The sequence below is a fragment of the Vibrio caribbeanicus ATCC BAA-2122 genome (assembly GCF_000165125.1).
Lineage (GTDB): Bacteria > Pseudomonadota > Gammaproteobacteria > Enterobacterales > Vibrionaceae > Vibrio > Vibrio caribbeanicus.
The window spans coordinates 1-22,219 of sequence record NZ_AEIU01000095.1 but is presented as its reverse complement, the minus strand read 5'-3'; the positions used below and the strand labels follow the sequence as shown (position 1 = coordinate 22,219).

At 41.5% G+C, this 22,219-nt stretch carries 23 protein-coding genes and 1 pseudogene; 7 read left to right on the top strand and 17 right to left on the bottom strand.

Annotated elements, in window-relative coordinates; translation table 11 throughout:
• The first annotated feature begins 227 nt into the window (after nucleotides 1-227).
• Nucleotides 228-1,658 carry a Si-specific NAD(P)(+) transhydrogenase gene (sthA, locus tag RH40_RS15695; RefSeq protein ID WP_081455025.1) on the top strand — a complete coding sequence of 477 codons (1,431 nt, stop codon included), beginning with the start codon at nucleotides 228-230 and terminating at the stop codon, nucleotides 1,656-1,658.
• A gap of 34 nt (nucleotides 1,659-1,692) precedes the next feature.
• Here the strand turns inward: sthA and fghA are convergent, their stop codons facing one another.
• From fghA to RH40_RS15670, 5 genes are all read right to left on the bottom strand, one after another.
• Nucleotides 1,693-2,532: an S-formylglutathione hydrolase gene (gene fghA / locus RH40_RS15690; protein WP_009602614.1), complete on the bottom strand. Its 840-nt coding sequence runs from the start codon at nucleotides 2,530-2,532 to the stop codon at nucleotides 1,693-1,695.
• A 63-nt stretch (nucleotides 2,533-2,595) separates the two neighbouring features.
• Complete coding sequence (locus tag RH40_RS15685) at nucleotides 2,596-3,744, bottom strand: S-(hydroxymethyl)glutathione dehydrogenase/class III alcohol dehydrogenase (RefSeq protein WP_009602612.1); 1,149 nt, start codon at nucleotides 3,742-3,744, stop codon at nucleotides 2,596-2,598.
• 365 nt (nucleotides 3,745-4,109) lie between these two features.
• The gene (locus RH40_RS15680; RefSeq protein WP_412104823.1) at nucleotides 4,110-4,928 is read right to left on the bottom strand and encodes a class I SAM-dependent methyltransferase; all 819 of its coding nucleotides are present in this window, start codon (nucleotides 4,926-4,928) and stop codon (nucleotides 4,110-4,112) included.
• Between the two features lie 83 nt (nucleotides 4,929-5,011).
• Nucleotides 5,012-5,632 (bottom strand): transcriptional repressor LexA, encoded by a 621-nt coding sequence (gene lexA, locus RH40_RS15675; protein ID WP_009602608.1) that lies wholly within the window; start codon nucleotides 5,630-5,632, stop codon nucleotides 5,012-5,014.
• Between the two features lie 98 nt (nucleotides 5,633-5,730).
• A complete protein-coding gene (locus RH40_RS15670; RefSeq protein WP_009602606.1) occupies nucleotides 5,731-6,093 on the bottom strand; it encodes a diacylglycerol kinase in 363 nt (120 codons plus the stop codon).
• A gap of 206 nt (nucleotides 6,094-6,299) precedes the next feature.
• Here RH40_RS15670 and plsB point away from each other — a divergent pair, with 206 nt between their 5' ends.
• Nucleotides 6,300-8,738, top strand: a complete 2,439-nt coding sequence (gene plsB, locus RH40_RS15665) for a glycerol-3-phosphate 1-O-acyltransferase PlsB (RefSeq protein ID WP_039954842.1) — start codon at nucleotides 6,300-6,302, stop codon at nucleotides 8,736-8,738.
• Nucleotides 8,739-8,770: 32 nt separating this feature from the next.
• Here plsB and ubiA read toward each other — a convergent pair whose 3' ends face one another.
• Both ubiA and RH40_RS15655 read right to left on the bottom strand, forming a co-directional pair.
• Nucleotides 8,771-9,625 carry a 4-hydroxybenzoate octaprenyltransferase gene (gene ubiA, locus RH40_RS15660; protein ID WP_009602603.1) on the bottom strand — a complete coding sequence of 285 codons (855 nt, stop codon included), beginning with the start codon at nucleotides 9,623-9,625 and terminating at the stop codon, nucleotides 8,771-8,773.
• 6 nt (nucleotides 9,626-9,631) lie between these two features.
• Nucleotides 9,632-10,165, bottom strand: a complete 534-nt coding sequence (locus tag RH40_RS15655; RefSeq protein WP_009602602.1) for a chorismate lyase — start codon at nucleotides 10,163-10,165, stop codon at nucleotides 9,632-9,634.
• Between the two features lie 165 nt (nucleotides 10,166-10,330).
• Between RH40_RS15655 and RH40_RS15650 the strand changes: the two genes are divergently transcribed.
• Nucleotides 10,331-10,741, top strand: coding sequence for a flagellar basal body-associated protein FliL (locus RH40_RS15650; RefSeq protein ID WP_009602601.1), 411 nt, complete (start codon nucleotides 10,331-10,333; stop codon nucleotides 10,739-10,741).
• A 39-nt stretch (nucleotides 10,742-10,780) separates the two neighbouring features.
• Here RH40_RS15650 and glpG read toward each other — a convergent pair whose 3' ends face one another.
• The 6 genes from glpG to ftsY all read right to left on the bottom strand — a co-directional run bounded on the left by glpG (nucleotide 10,781) and on the right by ftsY (nucleotide 16,237).
• Nucleotides 10,781-11,611, bottom strand: coding sequence for a rhomboid family intramembrane serine protease GlpG (glpG, locus tag RH40_RS15645; protein ID WP_039954839.1), 831 nt, complete (start codon nucleotides 11,609-11,611; stop codon nucleotides 10,781-10,783).
• 3 nt (nucleotides 11,612-11,614) lie between these two features.
• On the bottom strand, nucleotides 11,615-11,941 hold the full coding sequence (gene glpE, locus RH40_RS15640) for a thiosulfate sulfurtransferase GlpE (protein WP_009602599.1): 327 nt from the start codon (nucleotides 11,939-11,941) through the stop codon (nucleotides 11,615-11,617).
• Between the two features lie 409 nt (nucleotides 11,942-12,350).
• Complete coding sequence (gene rpoH / locus RH40_RS15635) at nucleotides 12,351-13,208, bottom strand: RNA polymerase sigma factor RpoH (protein WP_009602598.1); 858 nt, start codon at nucleotides 13,206-13,208, stop codon at nucleotides 12,351-12,353.
• Nucleotides 13,209-13,377: 169 nt separating this feature from the next.
• The gene (gene ftsX / locus RH40_RS15630; RefSeq protein WP_009602597.1) at nucleotides 13,378-14,340 is read right to left on the bottom strand and encodes a permease-like cell division protein FtsX; all 963 of its coding nucleotides are present in this window, start codon (nucleotides 14,338-14,340) and stop codon (nucleotides 13,378-13,380) included.
• Nucleotides 14,330-15,004 carry a cell division ATP-binding protein FtsE gene (gene ftsE / locus RH40_RS15625; protein ID WP_009602596.1) on the bottom strand — a complete coding sequence of 225 codons (675 nt, stop codon included), beginning with the start codon at nucleotides 15,002-15,004 and terminating at the stop codon, nucleotides 14,330-14,332. Before ftsE ends, ftsX begins: the two co-directional genes overlap by 11 nt.
• A gap of 39 nt (nucleotides 15,005-15,043) precedes the next feature.
• Nucleotides 15,044-16,237 (bottom strand): signal recognition particle-docking protein FtsY, encoded by a 1,194-nt coding sequence (ftsY, locus tag RH40_RS15620; protein ID WP_009602595.1) that lies wholly within the window; start codon nucleotides 16,235-16,237, stop codon nucleotides 15,044-15,046.
• 213 nt (nucleotides 16,238-16,450) lie between these two features.
• Here ftsY and rsmD point away from each other — a divergent pair, with 213 nt between their 5' ends.
• Together rsmD and RH40_RS15610 are read left to right on the top strand one after the other, a co-directional pair.
• On the top strand, nucleotides 16,451-17,050 hold the full coding sequence (gene rsmD / locus RH40_RS15615; RefSeq protein WP_009602594.1) for a 16S rRNA (guanine(966)-N(2))-methyltransferase RsmD: 600 nt from the start codon (nucleotides 16,451-16,453) through the stop codon (nucleotides 17,048-17,050).
• 9 nt (nucleotides 17,051-17,059) lie between these two features.
• Nucleotides 17,060-17,326: a DUF1145 domain-containing protein gene (locus RH40_RS15610; protein WP_009602593.1), complete on the top strand. Its 267-nt coding sequence runs from the start codon at nucleotides 17,060-17,062 to the stop codon at nucleotides 17,324-17,326.
• A gap of 31 nt (nucleotides 17,327-17,357) precedes the next feature.
• Here RH40_RS15610 and RH40_RS15605 read toward each other — a convergent pair whose 3' ends face one another.
• From RH40_RS15605 to RH40_RS15595, 3 genes are all read right to left on the bottom strand, one after another.
• Nucleotides 17,358-17,942: a YhgN family NAAT transporter gene (locus RH40_RS15605; RefSeq protein ID WP_009602592.1), complete on the bottom strand. Its 585-nt coding sequence runs from the start codon at nucleotides 17,940-17,942 to the stop codon at nucleotides 17,358-17,360.
• A gap of 57 nt (nucleotides 17,943-17,999) precedes the next feature.
• Nucleotides 18,000-18,623 (bottom strand): lysoplasmalogenase, encoded by a 624-nt coding sequence (locus tag RH40_RS15600; protein ID WP_009602591.1) that lies wholly within the window; start codon nucleotides 18,621-18,623, stop codon nucleotides 18,000-18,002.
• A gap of 840 nt (nucleotides 18,624-19,463) precedes the next feature.
• A complete protein-coding gene (locus RH40_RS15595; protein WP_009602589.1) occupies nucleotides 19,464-19,829 on the bottom strand; it encodes a hypothetical protein in 366 nt (121 codons plus the stop codon).
• Between the two features lie 246 nt (nucleotides 19,830-20,075).
• Here RH40_RS15595 and RH40_RS15590 point away from each other — a divergent pair, with 246 nt between their 5' ends.
• Complete coding sequence (locus tag RH40_RS15590) at nucleotides 20,076-20,393, top strand: DUF2500 family protein (protein WP_081455024.1); 318 nt, start codon at nucleotides 20,076-20,078, stop codon at nucleotides 20,391-20,393.
• A gap of 143 nt (nucleotides 20,394-20,536) precedes the next feature.
• On the opposite strand, the gene RH40_RS15585 is transcribed toward RH40_RS15590, so the two are convergent.
• Nucleotides 20,537-21,763, bottom strand: coding sequence for an EAL and HDOD domain-containing protein (locus RH40_RS15585; protein WP_009602587.1), 1,227 nt, complete (start codon nucleotides 21,761-21,763; stop codon nucleotides 20,537-20,539).
• Between the two features lie 270 nt (nucleotides 21,764-22,033).
• Between RH40_RS15585 and RH40_RS21000 the strand changes: the two are divergent.
• Nucleotides 22,034-22,219 (top strand): annotated as a pseudogene (locus tag RH40_RS21000) (alpha/beta fold hydrolase); the annotation flags it as partial.

Genomic DNA, 22,219 nt, shown 5'->3' with positions numbered 1-22,219 from the left:
CAATAATATACAACGATAAGCCTCGAAGGATAACCAAAAATCTTATCGCTTAGTTATCCTCGCCTCATTTAGTAGACTTGAATCAACATCGTAATCTTTGTTTTCGTAATCAATGGTATGAATAGGCTAATCCATTTATTTTGTTACATTCTACGTGATCCCTGCAACTGTCTAATACGCTTTTCCGTGTGCGTGAGGACTTAATCGGTTAAAATCTCAATAAAGCAATGTTAAAAAACTCTAACAAGGAAAACGCTATGGCGGAAAGCAACCACTTTGATGTAATCGTTATTGGTAGTGGTCCCGGCGGTGAGGGGGCAGCGATGGGATTAACCAAAGCAGGGTTAAACGTAGCCATTGTCGAAAAGGAAAGCAGCGTCGGTGGAGGTTGCACTCACTGGGGCACTATCCCTTCTAAATCTTTACGACATGCCGTCAGCCGCATTATCGAATTCAATAACAACCCCCTCTTTTGCCATAACAATACTAGTCTACACTCTACTTTCTCCAATATTCTAGGCCATGCAAAGTCGGTAATTGATAAGCAAACTCGGCTGCGCCAAAGCTTTTACGATCGCAATCAGTGCTCGCTGATCTTTGGTACTGCCCGTTTCACCGATAAGCACACCGTTGCTATAATGCAAACAGACGGTACAGAGGAAACCTACACTGCTGACCGATTTGTTATTGCCACAGGCTCCAGGCCTTACCAACCAGATAATGTTGACTTCACTCACGATCGTATTTACGACAGTGATTCTATTTTGAACCTTGAACATGATCCACGTCATATCATCATTTATGGTGCGGGCGTTATTGGCTGTGAATATGCGTCGATCTTCCGAGGGTTAGGAGTAAAAACAGATTTAATCAATACTCGTGATCGACTGCTCTCATTTTTAGATAATGAAGTCTCTGACGCACTGTCTTACCACTTTTGGAATAGCGGTGTCGTGATCCGCAACGATGAAACCTTTGAGAAAATTGAAGGAACAGACAGTGGAGTCATCGTTCATCTTGAATCTGGCAAAAAAATGCGTGCTGATTGCCTTTTGTATGCCAACGGTCGTACTGGTAATACCGATAAGTTGGATCTAGACATTGTTGGGCTAAAGGCTGATTCTAGAGGACAGTTAAAGGTTGATAGCAACTACCAAACTGAGATCGAGCATGTATATGCTGTGGGCGATGTGATTGGTTATCCAAGTCTAGCAAGTGCAGCCTACGATCAAGGTCGATTTGTTGCCCAAGCTATTGTCAAAGGACAAGCTGACAATCATCTGATTGAAGATATTCCAACTGGTATCTACACGATTCCAGAAATCAGTTCTGTGGGTAAAACCGAGCAGGAGCTTACTGCGGCGAAGATTCCGTACGAAGTTGGGCGTTCATCCTTCAAACACTTAGCAAGAGCTCAGATTGCAGGCAAAGACGTAGGAAGCTTGAAGATCCTCTTTCATAGAGAAACGAAAGAAATACTTGGAATTCATGTCTTTGGCGAGCGTGCAGCTGAAATCATTCATATCGGGCAAGCAATTATGGAACAGAAAGGGCCAGCAAATACTATAGAGTACTTTGTCAACACCACTTTCAATTATCCGACTATGGCTGAAGCCTACCGCGTAGCAGCATTAAATGGCCTAAATCGCTTATTTTGAAAATAAAAAAAGCGCAGGATTACCCTGCGCTTTTTTAGTCCAATAAAAATGAAGCATGAAAGTCGAGATGTTGCTCTATAAAGCTAGATATAAAGTAATAGCTGTGGTCATAACCAGGTTGCATTCTTAACTCCAAAGGAGCCCCTTTTTCCTTGGCAACAGCAGCCAAAGCTTCGGGTTTAAGCTGTTCAACAAGGAAACTATCTGCATCTCCTTGGTCAACCAACATGGGCAGGGTTTCTGATGACTTTTTCAACAGCTCGCACGTATCGTATTGACGCCAAGTTTCGAAATCACCGCCAAGATAAGCACTAAACGCTTTTTGTCCCCATGGACATTGCATTGGATTACTTATAGGGCTAAACGCCGATATCGAGCGGTATTGCTGTGGATTTTTCAAACCAATGGTCAGTGCACCATGACCTCCCATGCTATGACCTGAAATAGATTTGATCTCGGAGACAGGAAAGTTATCTTCGATAATTGTGGGTAGCTCTTGGGTGATATAATCGTACATTTGATAATGATTAGACCAAGGTTTTTGGGTTGCGTTGAGATAAAAGCCTGCACCTTGCCCCAAATCGTAGCTTTCGTCGTCAGCAACATTCTCACCGCGAGGACTTGTATCTGGAGCAACAATAGCCAAGCCAAGTTCTGCAGCACGGCGAAAAGCCCCTGCCTTTTGCATGAAGTTTTCATCAGTACAAGTGAGGCCAGACAACCAATACAGTACTGGAACAGGTTTTGATTTAGACGCATTAGGCGGAAGAAAAATGGCAAATCGCATGTCACATTTTAGTGTTGTCGAGGTATGCGTATATTGCTTATGCCAACCACCAAACACTTTCGCTTGACTGATATTTTCGATACTCATAACGATCTCATTCGAATTAGGCAGCGGTAACAAAAAAAGTCGTTACCGCTATAGTTTGTGGATTTACTTATCCATATGAAGGACAGTACGGATAGACTCGCCTTTGTGCATTAGCTCAAACGCTTCATTGACATCTTCTAAGCCCATGGTGTGAGTGATAAACTCTTGCAGCCCAAACTCTCCCGCCATATAACGATCGACAATTTCTGGCAATTCTGAGCGTCCTTTGACTCCACCAAAAGCAGAACCACGCCACACACGGCCAGTCACTAGCTGAAATGGACGAGTTGAGATTTCTTGTCCAGCACCTGCCACTCCGATAATGACTGACTCACCCCATCCTTTATGGCAGCACTCTAATGCTTGACGCATCACGTTGACATTGCCGATACACTCGAAAGAATAATCAACGCCGCCATCAGTCATATCGACGATCACGTCTTGAATAGGCTTATCGAATTTTTGTGGATTAATGGTGTCTGTCGCGCCAAGCTGCTTGGCAAGTTCAAATTTACTCTCGTTAATATCTACACCGATAATTCTTGATGCCCCTGCCATACGAGCACCAATAATAGCTGACAACCCGATACCACCGAGACCAAAGACCGCTACCGTATCTCCGGGTTGAACTTTTGCAGTGTTTAACACAGCACCCATACCCGTCGTTACGCCACAACCAAGCAGACACACTTCTTCAAGTGGAGCTTCTTTATTAACCTTCGCTAATGAAATTTCAGGCAGTACAGTGTACTCAGAGAATGTTGAGCAGCCCATGTAGTGGAAAATAGGCTCACCATTAATAGAGAAGCGACTGGTTCCATCAGGCATGAGGCCTTTACCTTGAGTCTCACGAACTGCTTGGCATAAGTTAGTTTTACCTGATTGGCAGAACTTACACTCGCCACACTCTGCAGTATATAAAGGAATAACATGGTCGCCAACTTCAACACTTGTCACACCCTCACCGATCATTTCAACGATGCCGCCGCCTTCATGACCAAGAATAGAAGGGAAAATACCCTCTGGATCATCACCCGAAAGAGTAAATGCGTCTGTGTGACATACGCCTGTTGCAACGATACGAACGAGAACTTCCCCAGCTTTAGGGAGTTGTACGTCTACTTCTTCCATTTTCAGTGGCTCACCGGCTTTCCACGCCACCATAGCTCTGGATTTAATGTGAGTTTGTTCTGGTTTCAATTCAAGTGCCATTGCTCTTTCCTTTATACATCAGTGGTAAGGCATCGTGCATTTACGAAGCCATTTCGTTTGTTTAGTTATTTTATGCAATATGTAGAAAAAGATAATCCAACCATTGTGAAAATCATTTTTACAATATGGTAATAATGATTTGTGCCACAAGACTCACTTGAAAGCGAAAAGCACTGTGCCTACGCCATGTGTTATGAGCAGATTACTAGTGAATCGGCATGATCTCGAAATGACGTAACAACTCTGATGAGCAATTTTTGTGGTGTAGTAGCGGATAAAAAGACTTGTTTGATGAGGCTGACTTGTAACCAAACCATTAGGTTTTAGCCAATAAGAACTCAATACCTCTTATTCTGAAACATTAATTACCAGCGAATCTGTACCAACACTGGAGTCAAGCGTCGTTGCAAAAATTGAATTTTTGTTAGCCAACGCTGCCAGAGCTTCCAGCGAGTGCAATTACGTTCAAGGGGGGAAAATGTTTTCACCCAACGAGCCCATGGCAAATAACCCAATAATGCTTCGCCAGTATCTCTGTAACCATGAGCATAATGGCTAGATCCCATTTTTTGACCAAGGCCTGAGTGACTCAAATCACCAGCAAGCACAACGCATGCTCTAGCTGAGTCAAAGAAACGTCCCAAAGCTTGTACAAATTTAGCAATTTGTTGCTCACAACAATCTAATAGCGCGTATTCACACACAATCATAACGGGTGCTTTTTCAGGAATGGGTAGTTTTTCTAACCAAGAGAGATCGTCCACGCTACCACACATATGGTGGTAACGCTCACTGTTGTGGAACAGCTTTTGGCGCCACAATAAATTCTCTGTGACATCCAATTCAAACCAATTACAGCGACCATTATCCACTCGATAAAAGCGAGTATCTAAACCTGCCCCCACATTAACTATCCAGCCATCAGGATTATGTTTGATAAACTCAGAGACTTGCTGGTCACAGAGCCAAGTCAATGTGGCGTGTAAGAGTTGTTTTTGATTGACGTCACCAGAAAGACACTCTGGTGCTAATTGACAGGATTGGCAAGCACGGGCAGCAACAGGATCATAAACTAATCCATTATCAACGAGACTCTCCCGACTACGCAACCACAACGGCTGCAGTAAATCTGCAGGAATTTGGTAGCCATTTTTTTGGGGTGTCTTATCGATAGCCATTATCATCCCTTGTTGGTAAACTCAATCTAGATGATAATGAATATCAATTACAAAAGCAACCGATGAGAATGTCTCGTAAGTAGGAAGCTCTACATCCAATCTGCATTTCGGATCACGCCAACGGCGAGGCCTTCGATGGTGAGATGCTGACTAGCTAGATCAACTTTAATCGGTTCAAAATCTTGGTTTTCTGCGTGTAACAAAACGACAGATCCTTGACGTTCGAGACGCTTAACCGTTACATCATCATCGACACGCGCTACGACGACTTGACCATCATGAACATCTTGAGTTTTATGCACAGCCAGTAAGTCGCCATCCATAATACCGATATCTTTCATACTTTCACCATTCACACGTAATAAGAAATCGGCTTGAGGTTTAAACATACTTGGATCAACTTGATAATGCGTTTCAACATGTTCTTGAGCCAGGATCGGCTCTCCTGCTGCAACTTGCCCAATCAATGGCAAACCACTGTCATCGTTGGATGCGGTATCAAGTAAGATACGAATACCACGGGAAGCTCCAGGAATGATTTCAATTGCCTGTTTACGTGCTAACGCTTTAAGGTGTTCCTCGGCAGCATTAGCCGAGCGAAAGCCTAACTCTCGAGCGATTTCAGCACGTGTTGGCGGCATACCTGTTTCATCAACTTTACATTTTATCAAATCAAAAACTTGCTGTTGGCGCGGTGTTAGCGGCTTCATAATCCACCTGTCTTTTTATACAGTTGACTGTAAGTATATCCAGTTAAAAAGAAAATGAAAAGGTAATCACATGTTTTTTCGCACATTATGTAGAATCACTAGAGAAATAGGACATCTATCCAAACATATAATGTAAGAAACATGGTTAACATCACTGCCGCCGAGCCTAGATCTTTGGCTCTACCAGACAATTCATGCTTTTCCAAACCTATGCGATCGACAACGGCCTCGATAGCACTGTTAAATAGCTCAGCTATCAACACCAACACAACAGTAGCAATCAGCAGAATTCGATCGAGCTGACTTTCCCCAATAAAAAATGCAAGTGGCAGCATGATGGCTGCAAGAAAAATTTCTTCTCTAAAGGCAGGTTCACATCGAAAAGCTGCTCTTAAGCCCTGGTACGAATAGCGAGTAGCATTGCAAACACGTTTGATGCCGTGTGTATTTTTTATGTCCAACAAATAACCTCTATATACTTAAAAACAATTAACTCTGTGAATATTGCCCTTGGGATAACCAATTATTCGTGAAAGGTTAGACCAGATTCTGTTATCCTCTGCCCTTCAACGGCAAAATTTAGACGCTCAGATAGAAACGCTTTCTTTCATGCCACAAGAAACGAAAAGTCTGAGCACAATATTTCTTTCTTGAGGCTTAGAATTTGATGTCTTCTGGACAAATATTATCACGAACCATACTGAAATTTCCTATGTCAATGTTGGTGAAAGGCACCACTGTTCCTTCCAACCCAATTGAAGATCACAACATTGATATCCAAAAGCCTATTATATACGCACTGCCTTATCGTTCGAATGTTGATCTATTTGTATTGCAAAAGCAAGCTCTACAATTGGGGCTTCCCGATCCTCTAGAACCCATTAGTATCAATGGTAACTCATTCAATCGATATGTATTTATTTCTTCGCGCCATACATTAATGAACCGTGACCAAGATATACCCAGTGAGTCGATTAACCTTTTTTCTGATTTATTAGCATTACACAAAACGCACTCTCGGCTCGATATTCAGATAATACCAACCAGTGTCCTATGGGGAAGAAAGCCTGGTAAAGAAGCAAAGCACACACCATACCTCCAAGCCATGAATGGCTTACAAAAAACTAAAGCCGTATTTACATCAGGCCGTGACTGCTTGGTGCGTATTAGTCCTGTCGTTTCGCTGCGTTATATGGCCGATTCACATGGTACAGACACGGCTATCGCACACAAGCTCGCACGTGTTGCTCGTATTCATTTCTCTCGTCAAAAACTGGCTGCATCTGGACCAAATCTGCCCAGTAGACAAGCTCTCTTTAATCGCCTTATAGAATCAAAAGCTATCGAAAAAGTCATTGAAGATGAGGCAAAGTCAAAGAATATCCCTATCGAAAAAATGCGCAAAGAAGCCCACTCGATAATGGATGAGATTGCGGCTGATTTCTCCTACTCTCTGGTAAAAAATGTCGATGGCTTGCTGGGTTGGCTTTGGAACAGGATCTATCAGGGTCTGAACGTCAACAATGCTGCAACAGTGAGAAAGCTTGCTCAAGACGGACATGAAATCGTGTACGTTCCATGTCACCGCAGCCATATGGATTACCTGTTGCTTTCCTACGTTTTATATCAGGAAGGAATGGTACCTCCACACATAGCAGCTGGCATTAATTTAAACTTTTTTCCTGCAGGCCCATTATTTCGTAGAGGCGGTGCTTTTTTTATTAGACGCAGCTTTAAAGGCAATAAACTATATTCGACGATTTTTCGTGAATACCTTGCAGAGCTTTTCGCCAAAGGTTATTCCGTTGAATATTTTAGTGAAGGTGGACGCTCTCGTACTGGCCGATTACTTCAAGCCAAAACAGGTATGCTCGCGATGACAATTCAAGCTATGTTACGAGGCTTGAATAGGCCCGTCACCTTGGTCCCAGTTTATATCGGCTATGAGCATGTTATGGAAGTGGCGACCTACGCCAAGGAGTTAAGAGGAAAACGCAAAGAGAAAGAAAATGCCAGCTTGGTATTGCGTACTCTTCGTAAACTGAAGAACTTTGGTCAAGGTTACGTTAATTTTGGTGAACCTATACCTTTGAATCAGTACCTCAACGAGCACTGCTCAGAGTGGACTAAAGATATCGACCCTATGGGTGCTAGCAAACCACAGTGGCTAAACCCTGTCGTTAACCAGTTAGCCACCAAAATGATGACACACATCAACGACGCTGCCGCAGCCAATGCACTCACGCTCTGCGCAACTGCTTTGCTTGCCTCTCGCCAAAGAGCACTTTCTCGCGATAGTTTAGTCAAGCAAATCGATTGTTATTTATCACTGCTTAAGAATGTCCCTTATTCTGAAACCTATACGGTTCCTAGTGAAAGTGCCAAAGACTTAGTGAAGCATGCAGAAACCTTAGACAAGTTCGTTATCGAGACCGATAGCATGGGTGAGATTGTTTCGCTCGATAGAAACCAGTCGATATTAATGACGTATTACAGGAACAATATTATCCACCTTCTCGCTGTACCTTCTCTGGTCGCCCAAATCTTGATACGACACCAAAAGTTGTCACTGACAGAAATTCAACGTAACGTCACCATGATTTACCCCTTCCTTAAACAAGAATTATTTCTCAGTATAAAGGAAGAGCTTCTGCCAACACTTGTCGAAGAATATATCGAAGAAATTGCCCGGCAAGGGCTAGTGAAAGTCGACAATAAACATAACGTATCAATCAATCAGGCCAACAATCAAGTGCTAGTTATGCTGGGGCGCACAATCAGTGAAACTCTGCAACGATACGCAATTTCACTAAACCTCTTGGTCTCTGACTCAGCGATTGATAAATCGGAGCTTGAGGCAAAAAGCCAAGATATAGCGCAAAGACTAGGTCGGTTGCATGGCATTAATGCACCTGAGTTTTTTGATAAAGGTGCATTTTCTGCACTCTTTACCACACTAAAACAACAGGCTTACGTTGATACCGAAGGGAAATACAATAAAGATAAAAGTCTACAACTTGCTGAACTACTCTACAGTCTACTTTATCCCGAGGTTCGCTTAACAATACAAGAAAGTATCTGTCAAGCCACTGAAAGCTCCATCTGACGTTGAGAGGGGGGCAACATGCCCCCCTTTCTCTACTGAAAAGAAATAAGGAGACCTAAAGTGATTAACATACCAACGTAGTTGTTGTTTAAAAAAGCACGAAAGCACTGGTGGCGGTCACGGTTACGCATTATAAATTGTTGAAAAACAAATAGACTAAGTGCGGCCGCCAAAAAGGCATAATAGGTCAGACCTAATGAATATAACTTTCCTAGCACAATCAACATGATGAGAGTGAACAGCTGCAGTATGCCAATAACAAACTTATCATAACGACCAAATAGAATCGCTGTCGACTTTATCCCAATCTTCAGATCGTCATCTCGATCAACCATCGCATATTGCGTGTCGTAAGCGATGGTCCAAAGTAAATTAATCAGAAAAATATATCCGGCCATCACGGTCAATTCATTTGTTTGAGCCGCCCAAGCCATCGGGATTGACCAGCTATATGCAAAGCCGAGGAATAGTTGAGGTAAGTGGGTAAAGCGTTTCATAAACGGATAAATAAAGGCCAGTAGAACACCCACAAATGACAATTGGATTGTCAATGTATTCATAGAGAGGACTAACAAAAAAGAAGCAAAGGCTAATAGACAAAACAAAATAATCGCTTCTTTAGGTGAGACTCTACCTGTTGGCATCGGCCTATGCTTGGTACGTTTCACATAACCATCGACCTTGCGGTCTGCATAATCATTGATCACACACCCTGCCGCACGCATAAAAACCACACCAAGCGTAAACACAACCAATACATGATAATCAGGCATCCCCTCAGCAGCGATAATCAAGGACCACATTGTCGGCCATAAGAGTAACAAGGTACCAATAGGTTTATCCATGCGCATGAGCTGTAAGTAAGCCCATACCTTTTCCATCACCATGCTGTTTTATTCCTTATTGTAGATAGGAGATTCAGGTAAAAATAGTTCAGCCACAAGCATAGGCTTGTGATTCATCCACAATCGAGAGCGCCTCGCAAACAGGTATTGACCATCAAGTGTCGCCACACCGATTTCTAACGCATCACGATGGGTATCATCCAAACTAAACACAGTTACGCCCAAAGGCGTACTTCCTTGCTTGGTTAAATCGTATTGCTGGTTTTGAAGGGAAGACTGAGGAATCAACGTGCGTCCAAATATCCAAGGCTGGCCATCTCCTGTCAATATAACCTTCCTTAATAGGCATACCTCCTCACCCAGCAAATTGATTTCATCATCGTTAAGGTCACCCTCTTGAATAAAGTCATTAGAAATCAGTTCCACGTTAAATTCATCACAACAACAAGCCAACAAATGTGATAACGAGCCTTTTTCCAGCAGCCAGTGCTTGGTGTTTACGGTAGGGAAACTAAACTCTTCTGGTTTTTGCCAATGGACGCTATTCAAAGCCAATAAATACTGCGAGTCAGATTGATTCATACTAATATTCAATTAATAACCTTATCATTTCACAAGGTAGGGCGTTAAAGCCTGTTAAAAAAGTACTGTTATGTTTAAGACATTGGTCATAAAAAATGCTCGTCGTATTGTATCAAGACCACAGCAATTCTAATATCTTAAATAAAATAAAGAAAAGTTGTTACTATGATGAAACCATATCTAATTATCCTATCTTTCGCTTGTGCTCTGATGCTCAGCTCAAATGCGTATGCCAAGCAAGAGGGTGGAACACCACAGGCTGCGTATTTTACTCTAGAGCCAGACTTAACGACTAATTTTTATACGAAAGGAAAGAGACTTGGCTACATTCAAGTTCGTATCGATATCATGGTATCTAACCAAGCCGACTTAGAGATCATCGAACTCCATCAACCCTTAATACGCGATACCGTGATAGAACTCTTGGGAAAGCAATCCCAAGATATGATCACTTCTTTAGCAGGCAGGGAAGATTTACGTAAAACACTTATCCAACAACTCAATGATATTTTACTCCCAGAGACAGGGCGAACTATTATTGCTGACCTTCTATTTACCAAATATATTTACCAATAATATCAGAAGCTTATAGATGTGGCACTTCTCGAGCCACATCTACTTTTGATAGCGATGCGCATCAACAACACCCAATAGAACGCCCGATACCAAGCCAACCAGATGAGCCGTATTAGCAATCGCCAAAAAAGGCTGCACAAAACCCAACACCAGCCAAATAAGCATAAAAGCTAAAATTGGTTTAGGGATACCAAGATTAAGTTGCGGCGCCCTAGCCCCTAGCATCCATAAATAGCCTACTAAAGCATAAACTACACCAGACAAGCCACCAAAGTTTGCTCCCTCAACCCAGTATTGCCCATAACCAGATAATGAAGCTGATACAACGAAAAGGATAAGCAGTCTGCGCCCACCTAATTTTTGCTCTATATCGCTACCTAACTGCCACCACCACAATAAGTTAAAAGTAATATGAAGGAATGAAAAATGCAGCAGAGCATGGCTAAACCAGCGCCAAATTTGCCATTGTTCACCATCGACAGAAGGAAAATGTAGTAAATTAAAGGCAAAATGATTTAAGTTGATTTGTTGCAATAAGAAGACAACCACACATAATGACATGATCGTTAAAGTTACAGGACCTGCCTTAGCTGTGATCATATTGATTATGTTCGGTGAGCTGTAATGAAATTGTCTTTGACGTGATTCCGCCAAATCCCATGATGCCGCTTGATATCGCTTCGCATTGGGGTTTGAGAGAAAAAATTTCCATTCGGCTTCTACTTCACTTTGATGCTCAATTTCTTTAAGCCAGAGGCTAACTTGACCATCACCCTCCGGAGACATTTCAATATGGATACCTCGAGAGTCCATATAATCAATAAAAGCTTGAGCCATTCTAGCGTTATTCACGGATGTTATCCGATACATGGTTTACTCCATATTCGAATGCATTGGAAGTTCTGCTCTTTGCCAAGCCTCAAAACCACCGTCTACACTATAAACTCTTTCAAAACCTTGATTGATAAGATATTGAGCTGCTCCTTGACTACTAATCCCATGATAACACATTACTAAAATAGGCTGTTCAAATTCAGCAAGTTCCATAAATGCCAACATAGTATCATTAGTCAAATGAAATGCATTTTCGGCGTGTGCAACCGCAAAAGACTGAGGATCGCGAATGTCCACCATATGAGCTTTTTCTTGCCCCATCAATTCATACGCACCCAACACATCAATATGGCTAAAATTCTCCATAAAACTTCTCTTCGTTAACTCATTTTTCGAATGCTAGTGTAACACTATCCCAAGCCAGAGCTGTAGCTGAAAGTATTATGGAAGACAATTGTGTGTATAAATTAATCATCTGTGGAAAAAACTGTGGATTGCGTTGATAAAGTGTTTTTTGTTCAATCGATCCACAATATATAGTATTGATCCTTGTTTTTTTGTGTGTAATTTAGAAAGTATCCCCATCAGAGACTGGGCTTACTGCCCTTTAGTTCAGCGACTTTCTGACAAAAAGTGAAGAAATTTACCACAGAGTTACCCACAGGCAATGAAAACAAGATTGGATCAAAAGAATTTTACAAGAGTGCTTCTTGATCAAAAAAGCCGAGTTCCTTCTCAGGAGCTCGGCTCTTTTAGTAAATATTAAGCGTTACGACTAAAACTCACCAACTGCGTCTTTTAACTTTTTCATGGCGTTTTTTTCGAGTTGGCGAATACGCTCCGCCGAGACTTGGTAGGTCTCTGCTAGTTCTTGCAGCGTTGATTTATTATCATCGAGCCAGCGGGATCGAACGATATGCTGACTTCTTTCATCCAAGCTTTTCAGTGCCAAACTCAAACGGTTATTAGTGTGCGCTTCCCAATTTGCTGCTTCGATATTATCAGCAATATCGGAAGCTTTGTCTTCCAAATATACCATCGGAGCCACGTAGGATGTGTGGGCATCATCATCATCCGAAGGTACCTCAAATGTCGCGTCTTGAGCGGCCAAACGAGATTCCATTTCACGAACTTCAGAAGGCTCTACACCGAGTTCACGGGCAACTGTCTCGACCTCGCCTTGATTGAACCAGCCTAAGCGCTTTTTAGACTTCCTTAGGTTGAAGAACAACTTACGTTGTGCCTTCGTGGTCGCGATTTTAACGATACGCCAATTGCGGAGCACGTATTCGTGTATCTCTGCTTTGATCCAATGGACAGCAAAAGACACCAAACGTACACCAACCTCAGGGTTAAAACGTTTGACGGCCTTCATAAGTCCAATGTTACCCTCTTGGACTAAATCAGCCATTGGAAGGCCATAACCAGAATAACCACGAGCCACATGAACTACAAAGCGCAAATGAGAGAGAATCAAGCCTTTTGCAGCATCGATCTCACCATCATAGTGCAACCGTTCTGCTAATTCACGTTCCTCTTCTGCTGTCAGCATTGGATAACTGTTTACCGAACGAACGTAACTATCTAGGCTATCCTGTGTAACAGCTGTCATTGGGTATGCTTGGGTAGTCATTCAAGTCCTCACCAGTTTCTGATCTGGAATGTAATTTAACCTACCAATCTTGAACCCAAAATGAACAGGATTCAAGCAGGGAAAGTAATTATGCATAAACAATTCGTCTATACAAGTTAAATAAATAATAATATGTGCTTTATAATACGTAACTAAAGACCACAATAAATTAAATTGGTTCGATATCTTTCATGTGACGCTGGGCAGAGATTTTAGCCGCCAAGCAGCCGAGGAAGGTTCCAACCATTATCAGCAGTAACGACTCATCCCAGCTTAAACCAACTAAGCGAAACGGGCTATCGTATAACTGCGCCAATTGCTCAACGCTACTATTTAAGAGTACAGTGATAATAGCCGTCAATACCCAAGCAATGCTGGCTCCAAGAAAGCCAAACCAAACTCCCGAATAAAGGTAGGGCCGTAAAATAAAACTATCGGTAGCTCCTATAAGTTTCATTGTTTGAATCTCTTCTTTATTGGCCAACACGTTAAATCTTAATGTATTACCAACAATGAGAAAAACGGAGCCAAGCATAAGTAGGGCTAAGGTCACCACGATGCCATTAACCAAGTTTTTTATCGCATCTAGCCGAGTTAACCAATCTTCATCCAATCGAATATCAGAAATATCTTGTTCGCTCTTAACTTTAGCGAGTAACCGATCGAGAGCCTCTCTATCGTTATTCTTTGGCGTCATAACTAGCACGCCCGGCAAAGCATAGTCATCTAACAAGGTTAAGGCTTGGTCAAAACCAGAGTACTGACTCAAATCTTCCAAACCTTGTTGAGGAGAAATATAGGCCACCTTTTCGACCTCTGGCATTCCTTCTATCTGATCTTTTAAAATCATAACCCGTGCTTCTGGTGTGCGCTCTTTTAAAAATGCACTCACCTGTGAAGGGCTTGTCACCTTCGTCGAGGCCGCAGAGAGGTTTTTACCAAGCAGATAAAGACTAGCAGGCATAGCTAAAGCCATCGCAATAACAGCGAGAGTAAGAACATTACCAAGTGGCCTTTGCCAAAATTCTCTAAGAGATAACCTAGCTTGAGATACATGCACGGCAAAGAAACTGCTTCTTTTCACTTTACTCAAGTTGCGCGCACTACTCTGACGGCGAGTATTAGTAGGCATAATCTTCAACCTCACTCAAAAAGCCTTGATTGAGCTCTAAGTGGCGATATTGTGGCCGTGTGTTCACTAAACCAGTATCATGTGTTGCTAACAAGATCGTCACACCAGCTCGATTAAACTCTTCAAATAATCTTAAAACTCGGCCTGATAAATCTGGATCAAGGTTCCCTGTAGGTTCATCAGCTAAAAGTAAGGTAGGCCGATTAACAACCGCTCTTGCGATACCAACTCGCTGCTGTTCTCCCCCTGACAGTTGGCTCGGTAGACATTTTGCTTTATCCAGCAAACCCGTTTTATCTAATGCCGCTGAAACCCGGCGTTTGATATCATTTTCTGAGATGGACTCGATTCGCATGGGTAGGGCCACATTATCAAAAACAGACCTGTCCATAAGAAGGCGATGATCTTGAAATACAATACCAATATTACGACGTAAAAATGGAATATCTTTGTTAGGGATCCGAGTAATATCGTGCTCATTAAAGCTGATTTTGCCGTCAGTCGGACGCTCGATAGCACAAATTAATTTTAGCAATGTACTTTTTCCTGCGCCAGAGTGCCCGCCAAGAAAAGCCATTTCTCCACGACGTAAATGAAAGTCAACTTTTTGTAGAGCTTGTCGCCCGCCCCGGTACGCCTTACTCACTTGTTGAAATTTTATCACTCGCATCCCCTTTATATTGCAATGTAACCTTTAACTCGTTTAATCATCCCGACTGAATAAAGCTTCAATAAACTCTTGACTTTCGAAAGGACGCAAATCATCAATACCCTCACCGACTCCAATATAACGAATTGGGATTTGAAATTGGTCTGCTAGAGAGAAAATAACGCCACCTTTTGCCGTTCCATCAAGCTTAGTGAGAGCAATTCCCGTTAGTGGCGCTACTTCGCTGAACAATTTCGCCTGGCTAATGGCATTTTGTCCAGTTCCAGCATCAAGCGTCAACATTATCTCATGAGGTGCCGTTGAATCGACTTTCTGCATAACCCGAACAATTTTTTTCAGCTCTTCCATTAAGTTAGCTTTATTCTGCAAACGGCCTGCCGTGTCAGCGATGACCACATCAACTCCTTTTGCTTTTGCAGATTCAATCGCATCATAAATGACGGAAGCACTATCCGCTCCAGTATGTTGCGCAATGACGGGAACCTGATTTCTTTCTCCCCACACCTGAAGCTGTTCCACTGCAGCTGCGCGAAATGTATCTCCAGCGGCTAACATCACTTTTTTACCTTCCGCTTGGAATTGCTTGGCAAGCTTACCAATGGTGGTCGTTTTCCCTACACCATTTACACCCACCATCAAAATAACAAAAGGTTTAGCTTCGTTATTCACGACAAGCGGTTGTTCCACTGTCGATAGCATTTCTGTCATTTCATCTTTAAGAAGACCATAAAGCGCTTCGCCATCTTTTAAATCACGACGAGATGCTTTTTCAGTGAGGCTACCGATAATTTTCATGGTTGTATCCATGCCAACATCGGCTATCAATAATTGTTCTTCTAACTCTTCAAATAAATCATCATCGATTTGCTTACCTTTGAACAAGCCAAAAAAGCCAGCTCCGATGTTGGTCTTTGTCTTTGCCAAGCTTCGCTTCAAGCGCGCAAAAAAGCTCTCTGTTGGCTTCTCTTGCTCGACTATTTTTTCTGTTTCTGTTTCTGTTTCTGTTTCTGTTTCTGTTTCTGTTTCTGTTTCTGTTTCTGTTTCTGTTTCTGTTTCTGTTTCTGTTTCTGTAGCATTTTCTTTTTGCTCAGAAAAATCAACTTCTTCTAACTCAGGAGCAGCATTTTCAACTTCAGTAAACTTCTCCTCGGCCACATCTGGAGTATTTTTTTCCTCATCTCCAAAACCAAGCCAAGAGAGTAAACCGCGCTTCTTTTTTTCCGTCATCTGGGGATATCCTAGATTGTCTTTATCCATCCGCACTCTTTAATGCCGCTATTTTGTATTATGCGAACAGCAATAGTGGCATCTGAGTGAAAAGTTTTCACCGTGCGAGCGATAGTATACACTTCGTTATCAACAAAATTTACTCCTAAAACGGTGTTTTCTTACCGAATGAGGGGAAAACATAATATCACTTTATTAGCGGTCAAAAAATCTATGGTAAGACGTCGCAAACAAACCAATGGTCAAAAAGCCTCCTCACAAGGCTTTATTCGTATAATCAGTGGCCTTTGGCGTGGTCGAAAACTCCCTGTTCACAATGCAGAGGGCCTTAGACCAACAACAGATAGAGTGAAAGAAACACTTTTTAATTGGCTAGCTCAGGACGTGGTAAAGGCAAAGTGTCTAGACCTTTTCGCAGGCTCTGGAAGTCTGGGCTTCGAAGCAGCCTCCCGCCAAGCTGATAAAGTCACTCTAGTGGAAATGAACAGCCATGTTTATAGACAGCTTACTACCAACATGGAATCTCTCAGGACAAATAACTTAGAAGTTTTCAATGTCGATGCGCTTCTTTTTTTGGAAAAAGTAGGACAGCCTTATGATATCGTATTTATTGATCCTCCCTTTCGCCAAAATATATTACAACGTGCACTCGACCTACTTGAACATAATGGATGGTTAGCTGAAAACGCGATAGTCTATGTCGAAACAGAAAAAGAACTTGAACTAGATGGAATACCGAAAAATTGGCATCTATTCAGAGAGAAAACTGCAGGTCAAGTGACTTATAGATTGTTTGAACGTCATGCAAGTTAAAGGAAAAAAATGAAAATATTACTTTTTTTGGCCAAAGCGGCCATTGCATTTGTTTGGTTTATTCTACTGTTAAATATTGCTATGCCATTTCCAGGGAAAGCATCGATTGCGCTTTATATTATGACGGCATTCCTTTTCACAATGCATGGCTTACAGGCCGCCATTTTCATTGGAGCTTTTGGTGATAAAATCACGATGAGCCGATGGGAAAAGTGGTCAATACTCGTTTTTGGTATCTTTGCTCTGCTTGATATTCGCCGTAAGCATATGACATAACCCACTGAATGCCGCTCTTTCGAGCGGCTTTTTATATGAGATAACTTTTAATTCCGTCCAGCAACATCTGTGTGGAAATCATGATCAGTAACAACCCCATTAGGCGCTCGACCGCCTTGAGACCGCGCTCACCCAATAAACGATGGAAAAAGCTATAGAACATAAGGATAAAAAAAGTGACTCCCCATGCCAAAAGGACAGAAGCCGATAGCTCCAGTAACTTGTCAGGGTGCTGACTTGATAGCAGCAATAGAGAGGCAATCACCGATGGACCTGCAATCATAGGGACAGCCATCGGAACGATAAATGGCTCCTCCCCAGCAGCTAGTCCTGTAATACTTCCACCGCTTGGGAAAATCATTTTAATCGCAATAATAAATAGAATAATACCACCGGAAATGCTCAGCGTTTCGGGCTGTACATGCAAAAAATTCAAAATACTTTTTCCAGCGAAAAGGAACAGCATCAGAATACCGAGGGCGAAAAACAGCTCTCGAACTAAAACCGCTCGCCGCCGTTTTGGATCCAAGTGCTTTAATATTGAAAGAACGATGGGTAAATTCCCCAACGGATCCATAATTAAAAACAGCAAAGTCGCAGCGGACAATATATCCATAGCCTCTTCCTTTTAACCTAAAATCGAAAATGACAGCCCGGCAGTCATATACACCGCTTAAATAACCAAAGAAGCACTAATGAGAGAATGAGCAATAAGATAACTGCCCGAGGCAAAATAACGAGATTTACAAAATGGCAACTTATAGTCACGAATAGCGAGCAACATCGCCGATAAAGTCAGCATTAATGTACCGGCAAAGCCCGTCAAATTTTTCAGGCTACTTTGACTCAACCAAACTTCACCTGCAGCCCAATTAAGCAAAAGCAAAGACACGCCCATCATAACAACAGGAAAAATAAATCGGTCAATTTTAGGCAGTAGTAAAAAAAAGCACACAACACCTAAAGCAAGTAGCATCGCAGGCAACCACCAAACAATACCACTGGATAACTGAGACCAAAATAATAAGCTATAGGCAAACTGCGCAGCCATAAACCCAATAAAACATACTTTATAATATGCTTTGTTGGCATAAAACCAATCTGAGATAGCTGAGATGACTAAACCAATTGAAACCCAAGCCAAAGAAACGCTTGGCACGTATTGATGGCTCCAAACGATCATAAGCAGCATAAATAGCGACAGTATTTTAAACACTGCAGATTGCCGCTCACGACGGTTTTCAGCCGCAGAGAGGCTGATATATCCAGAAAGGGCAACAGAAAGCCAGCTCCACATTCTAACACCTCTTTAAAAATGAGAGGCCAGTTTAGGCACACTAATATATATGTCTACTTTTAGAGAGCAAAACTTCGATCTCGATAGGACTTCTGAGACAAAAAAATAACCTCTCAATCGGTAAAGTCAGTGCACTGTAAAAACGACTAACAAACCACTCAAAAAAATATCAGAATTAAAAACCAAAAAAACAAGATATCAAAAAAAAACAATTAAAAATCATAGCGATAAAAAAATCAAAAACTAAAAACCTCTCTTTTTTTTATTGTAAACTTGAAAAATACTTATCAAAGCACACTCCCACCAACCAAAGTAAGACATAAAGTTGTAAAAATAACGACTAAGAGCAATTCTTTGCCGCTTAAAGAAATCAACACTAACAATGACAATAATAAAAAAAATAAAAACCATAATAATCATTAACATAGAAAAACAAAAACAAAAAAAGGCCAATTATTGACCCAAAAAACCAACAAAAAACAAGAAAAACCACATAAATAGCAGTCATAATTTTAAAAAACAGCATATTTTATACACTTTACAATTATTAGCTTGATCTAATGCCAAAAAATCTGTTATTGTTTAGATAAATCTTAAACACATCAAAAAAAGGAGCAGTGATATGATTTCTTCCTCACAAAAACAAGGGCTTGTAATGCTTGCCATTGTCTTTGGCCTAATGACACTGCCCATGATGGGTTAGATAAAAAACAAAAAAGAAAGGGGTGCTTAAAGCCACCCCTTCTTTTTTTTGCATAGAATATGACCAATCAGCTTACATAACCGTCGTTTAATGAGAACATTTAATGAGTCGAAAAAGTTCAGCTTTCTAGGGTTAAACTAAAGATGCTGTGACAAAGTCTCCCAGTGAGCATAATAAAAAACCACCGCCCCAAGTGTGATTATGGTCATCAAGGTAATTGCAGCACGCCAAATAAAGCGGGAACTTCGCGGCGTCAGCTCTTTTTCACACTCATCACAGGTTGCCAAAAATTCACGCCTACTCTTTAACTCAAAGTCATCTTCATGAACCACTTTATTCCGAATCGTAGCGATGTAACGCAGTTTTGCAATAACATCATGAGGAAGACGTTCTTCACAGCTGGTAATAAGTTGATGCAGTCCTTTTCCATCAGCGTGATACTGAGTACGGAGGAGAGCCTCAATTTTACGAGTACGTACTACTACTTTTTCTATATCAGACATACTATCCCTCCACAGTAAATAAGTTTAGGGGGTAATCCGAAGCTATTCTATCAACAGCACGATTTTTAACCCTGTTCCAAATAAATTTGCATAAAAAAAACAGAGACTAACAAACATCATCGAACTTTGTGACACAGCTCGTACAAACTTTTTTTTATTGCTGTTTTTTTTTGAAGCAAGACTTGTACCGCCACTAAGAAAGAAAATTTCTAATAAGCTAAAACAAAACGCTTTTGAAAACGTCTTATGTCACTGACTTTATTATCATCAATTGCACTCATTGCTCTCGCTAGTGGTTGGAATTACGCTATGTTTGCTCGCAAACACTGGGTAAACATGCCCCTCCAGAAAAAGACAGTTAGTGCCACCATTATTGACAAAAAAGTGGTTACTCAGCTGAATGCAGACGACCAGTATTGGATTTGTGTACGAAGCAGGATGCTGGGATTAAAGTATGAATTTCTGGCTAGTGCTCACAACTTCTCCGTGATGAACCTTGGCGGCTCTGGACGACTGACTTATGAGGGCAAGTTTCTGGTTCACTTTGAACCAGATAAGAGATAATTATCCAACCAAACTACGCAAATTGGAAATTGCTATGAGTACACAACTAAACCGCCTGAGATTAAACTCAGCGGTGAGACGCCTTCGCAGCTAGCTAGCGGGTACATTTCTGCTCGTCGACAATCTTTAACAGCCAAATAGAGTTAGGAGAGATTATTAAAGCCATTACTCCAGCGTTGTGCTTCCGTTATCCTTGGCATCACAGTATCAATAGGAATGTTTAAGTGTTGACATGCCGCCTCAACACCATTCCAGTCAGCACTTTCGTAACACTCTTCCAGCGTAAGTAAATCCCCAAATGGACCTTTTCTTTCCAAAAGCGCGAGCTTGATATCACGAGACAAAGGCAATTGTTCTACAAGCTCCTGCATAGACATATCAAGAAGAGAATCAAGCATAGAGAAAAGCCCAACCAAAAAACCCTGCTCATTAAACTGGTTAAAGGGGTGATCGTTGGCCATGAGTGAAAAGAACTGAGCCCGTTGTAGACATAGGGAGTAAACTTCCTGTGGTTTTGATGCTGAAATAAAAGAAGCAACAGCCAAGGATACAAAAATTTTAAGCTTGTCTTGTCCCAGATAAACAAGAGCTTGCCGAAAAGAGGAAATGGGCACTTCTATGCGATTCGACATGGTATTAACAAAACGGAGCAGCTTGTACGAGAGTGCAACATCACGGGATACGATTTTTTCTACTTTTTCAAAATCAACATCCGCTTTACAAACCTCACGAAATAACTCCATTGCTATAGAGTGCTCTGGACTCATATACCGCTGACGAACAATCTTTGGTTCACTAAAAAAGTACCCTTGAAAAAAGGTAAAACCAGCAGAGCGTGTCGCAATAAACTCCGCTTCGGTCTCGACGCGTTCAGCGAGAAACTTGCGTTTACCTCCCATAGAGAGACGTTCCTTCACTATGTCACATGAAGCCTCTAACCCAGTTGCCATAATATCGATCTTTACGATATGGATGTAAGGAAGAAATCGCTCCCACTCATCTTTATAAACAAAGTCATCAAGAGCAATAAGATAACCACGAGCATAAATCTGCTTAATCGCCTTCAATAGTTCATCATTGGGAGTACAGGTTTCAAGCACTTCCACCACAATTTGCTCTTTGGGTAAAGACAAAGGCAACAACCTAACTAAGCTGTCATGAGGAAAATTGATAAAGCATCTCGATGTTGCCAAAGATGGATTGGTACCTACTGCTAAAAAGTTTTCCACAATCAGCCGATAAGTTGCTCGATTGGAGTCAATGTGTGATGGGTATGCGTTACGTTCTCCATCACGAAACAACAGTTCATAGCCCAAGGTTTGACGTTTGGCGTTTAAAATAGGTTGGCGAGCCACATAAGTTGATTTCATCAATTGCTGCATTATTTTTTGAATAATTCTTTATGCTTTAGGCCGATATTTACTGGAGGTACCGTTATCATCGAGCCAAGAGTTTTTGCCTGAATACAAGTGTCATAGAGTGTCTGCTCATTCATGTTCATCTGTAAATCTGTTTCAAAGGCATGCGAGAGTTGGCATTGCCAGCAATATGATCATATTGGCGCTCGACTTAAGCCAATAATCAACACATAATCTAGAATTGTTTACGATAACAAGAATACAGTTAACCCCTCTATCACCATGAATGATTCAAGCATTAATATTAATACTCGTTATACTCAAGAGTCGGATTTTGAGCAAGGAATCAATAGTAATATTGCTTCATTTTGGCATTCTAGAGAGGAAGGTTACCTCAAATCATTTGATAAAACCTCCCTTTATTGGGTAAAACATAGCTCACCCGACCACTCCAAAGCGATAGTTATT

Bases quoted from the DNA above. Each gene is read 5' to 3' on its own strand.
- RH40_RS15680 (WP_412104823.1), bottom strand. From the start codon at position 4,928: ATGATAATGGCTATCGATAAGACACCCCAAAAAAATGGCTACCAAATT.
- lexA (WP_009602608.1), bottom strand. From the start codon at position 5,632: ATGAAGCCGCTAACACCGCGCCAACAGCAAGTTTTTGATTTGATAAAA.
- plsB (WP_039954842.1), top strand. From the start codon at position 6,300: ATGTCTTCTGGACAAATATTATCACGAACCATACTGAAATTTCCTATG.
- fghA (WP_009602614.1), bottom strand. From the start codon at position 2,532: ATGAGTATCGAAAATATCAGTCAAGCGAAAGTGTTTGGTGGTTGGCAT.
- RH40_RS15650 (WP_009602601.1), top strand. From the start codon at position 10,331: ATGATGAAACCATATCTAATTATCCTATCTTTCGCTTGTGCTCTGATG.
- rsmD (WP_009602594.1), top strand. From the start codon at position 16,451: ATGGTAAGACGTCGCAAACAAACCAATGGTCAAAAAGCCTCCTCACAA.
- ftsX (WP_009602597.1), bottom strand. From the start codon at position 14,340: ATGCCTACTAATACTCGCCGTCAGAGTAGTGCGCGCAACTTGAGTAAA.
- sthA (WP_081455025.1), top strand. From the start codon at position 228: ATGTTAAAAAACTCTAACAAGGAAAACGCTATGGCGGAAAGCAACCAC.
- RH40_RS15655 (WP_009602602.1), bottom strand. From the start codon at position 10,165: ATGAATCAATCTGACTCGCAGTATTTATTGGCTTTGAATAGCGTCCAT.
- rpoH (WP_009602598.1), bottom strand. From the start codon at position 13,208: ATGACTACCCAAGCATACCCAATGACAGCTGTTACACAGGATAGCCTA.
- RH40_RS15605 (WP_009602592.1), bottom strand. From the start codon at position 17,942: ATGGATATATTGTCCGCTGCGACTTTGCTGTTTTTAATTATGGATCCG.
- glpE (WP_009602599.1), bottom strand. From the start codon at position 11,941: ATGGAGAATTTTAGCCATATTGATGTGTTGGGTGCGTATGAATTGATG.
- RH40_RS15585 (WP_009602587.1), bottom strand. From the start codon at position 21,763: ATGAAATCAACTTATGTGGCTCGCCAACCTATTTTAAACGCCAAACGT.
- glpG (WP_039954839.1), bottom strand. From the start codon at position 11,611: ATGTATCGGATAACATCCGTGAATAACGCTAGAATGGCTCAAGCTTTT.
- ftsY (WP_009602595.1), bottom strand. From the start codon at position 16,237: ATGACGGAAAAAAAGAAGCGCGGTTTACTCTCTTGGCTTGGTTTTGGA.
- RH40_RS15595 (WP_009602589.1), bottom strand. From the start codon at position 19,829: ATGTCTGATATAGAAAAAGTAGTAGTACGTACTCGTAAAATTGAGGCT.
- RH40_RS15685 (WP_009602612.1), bottom strand. From the start codon at position 3,744: ATGGCACTTGAATTGAAACCAGAACAAACTCACATTAAATCCAGAGCT.
- ubiA (WP_009602603.1), bottom strand. From the start codon at position 9,625: ATGGTGATGGAAAAGGTATGGGCTTACTTACAGCTCATGCGCATGGAT.
- RH40_RS15590 (WP_081455024.1), top strand. From the start codon at position 20,076: ATGTCACTGACTTTATTATCATCAATTGCACTCATTGCTCTCGCTAGT.
- RH40_RS15600 (WP_009602591.1), bottom strand. From the start codon at position 18,623: ATGTGGAGCTGGCTTTCTGTTGCCCTTTCTGGATATATCAGCCTCTCT.
- RH40_RS15610 (WP_009602593.1), top strand. From the start codon at position 17,060: ATGAAAATATTACTTTTTTTGGCCAAAGCGGCCATTGCATTTGTTTGG.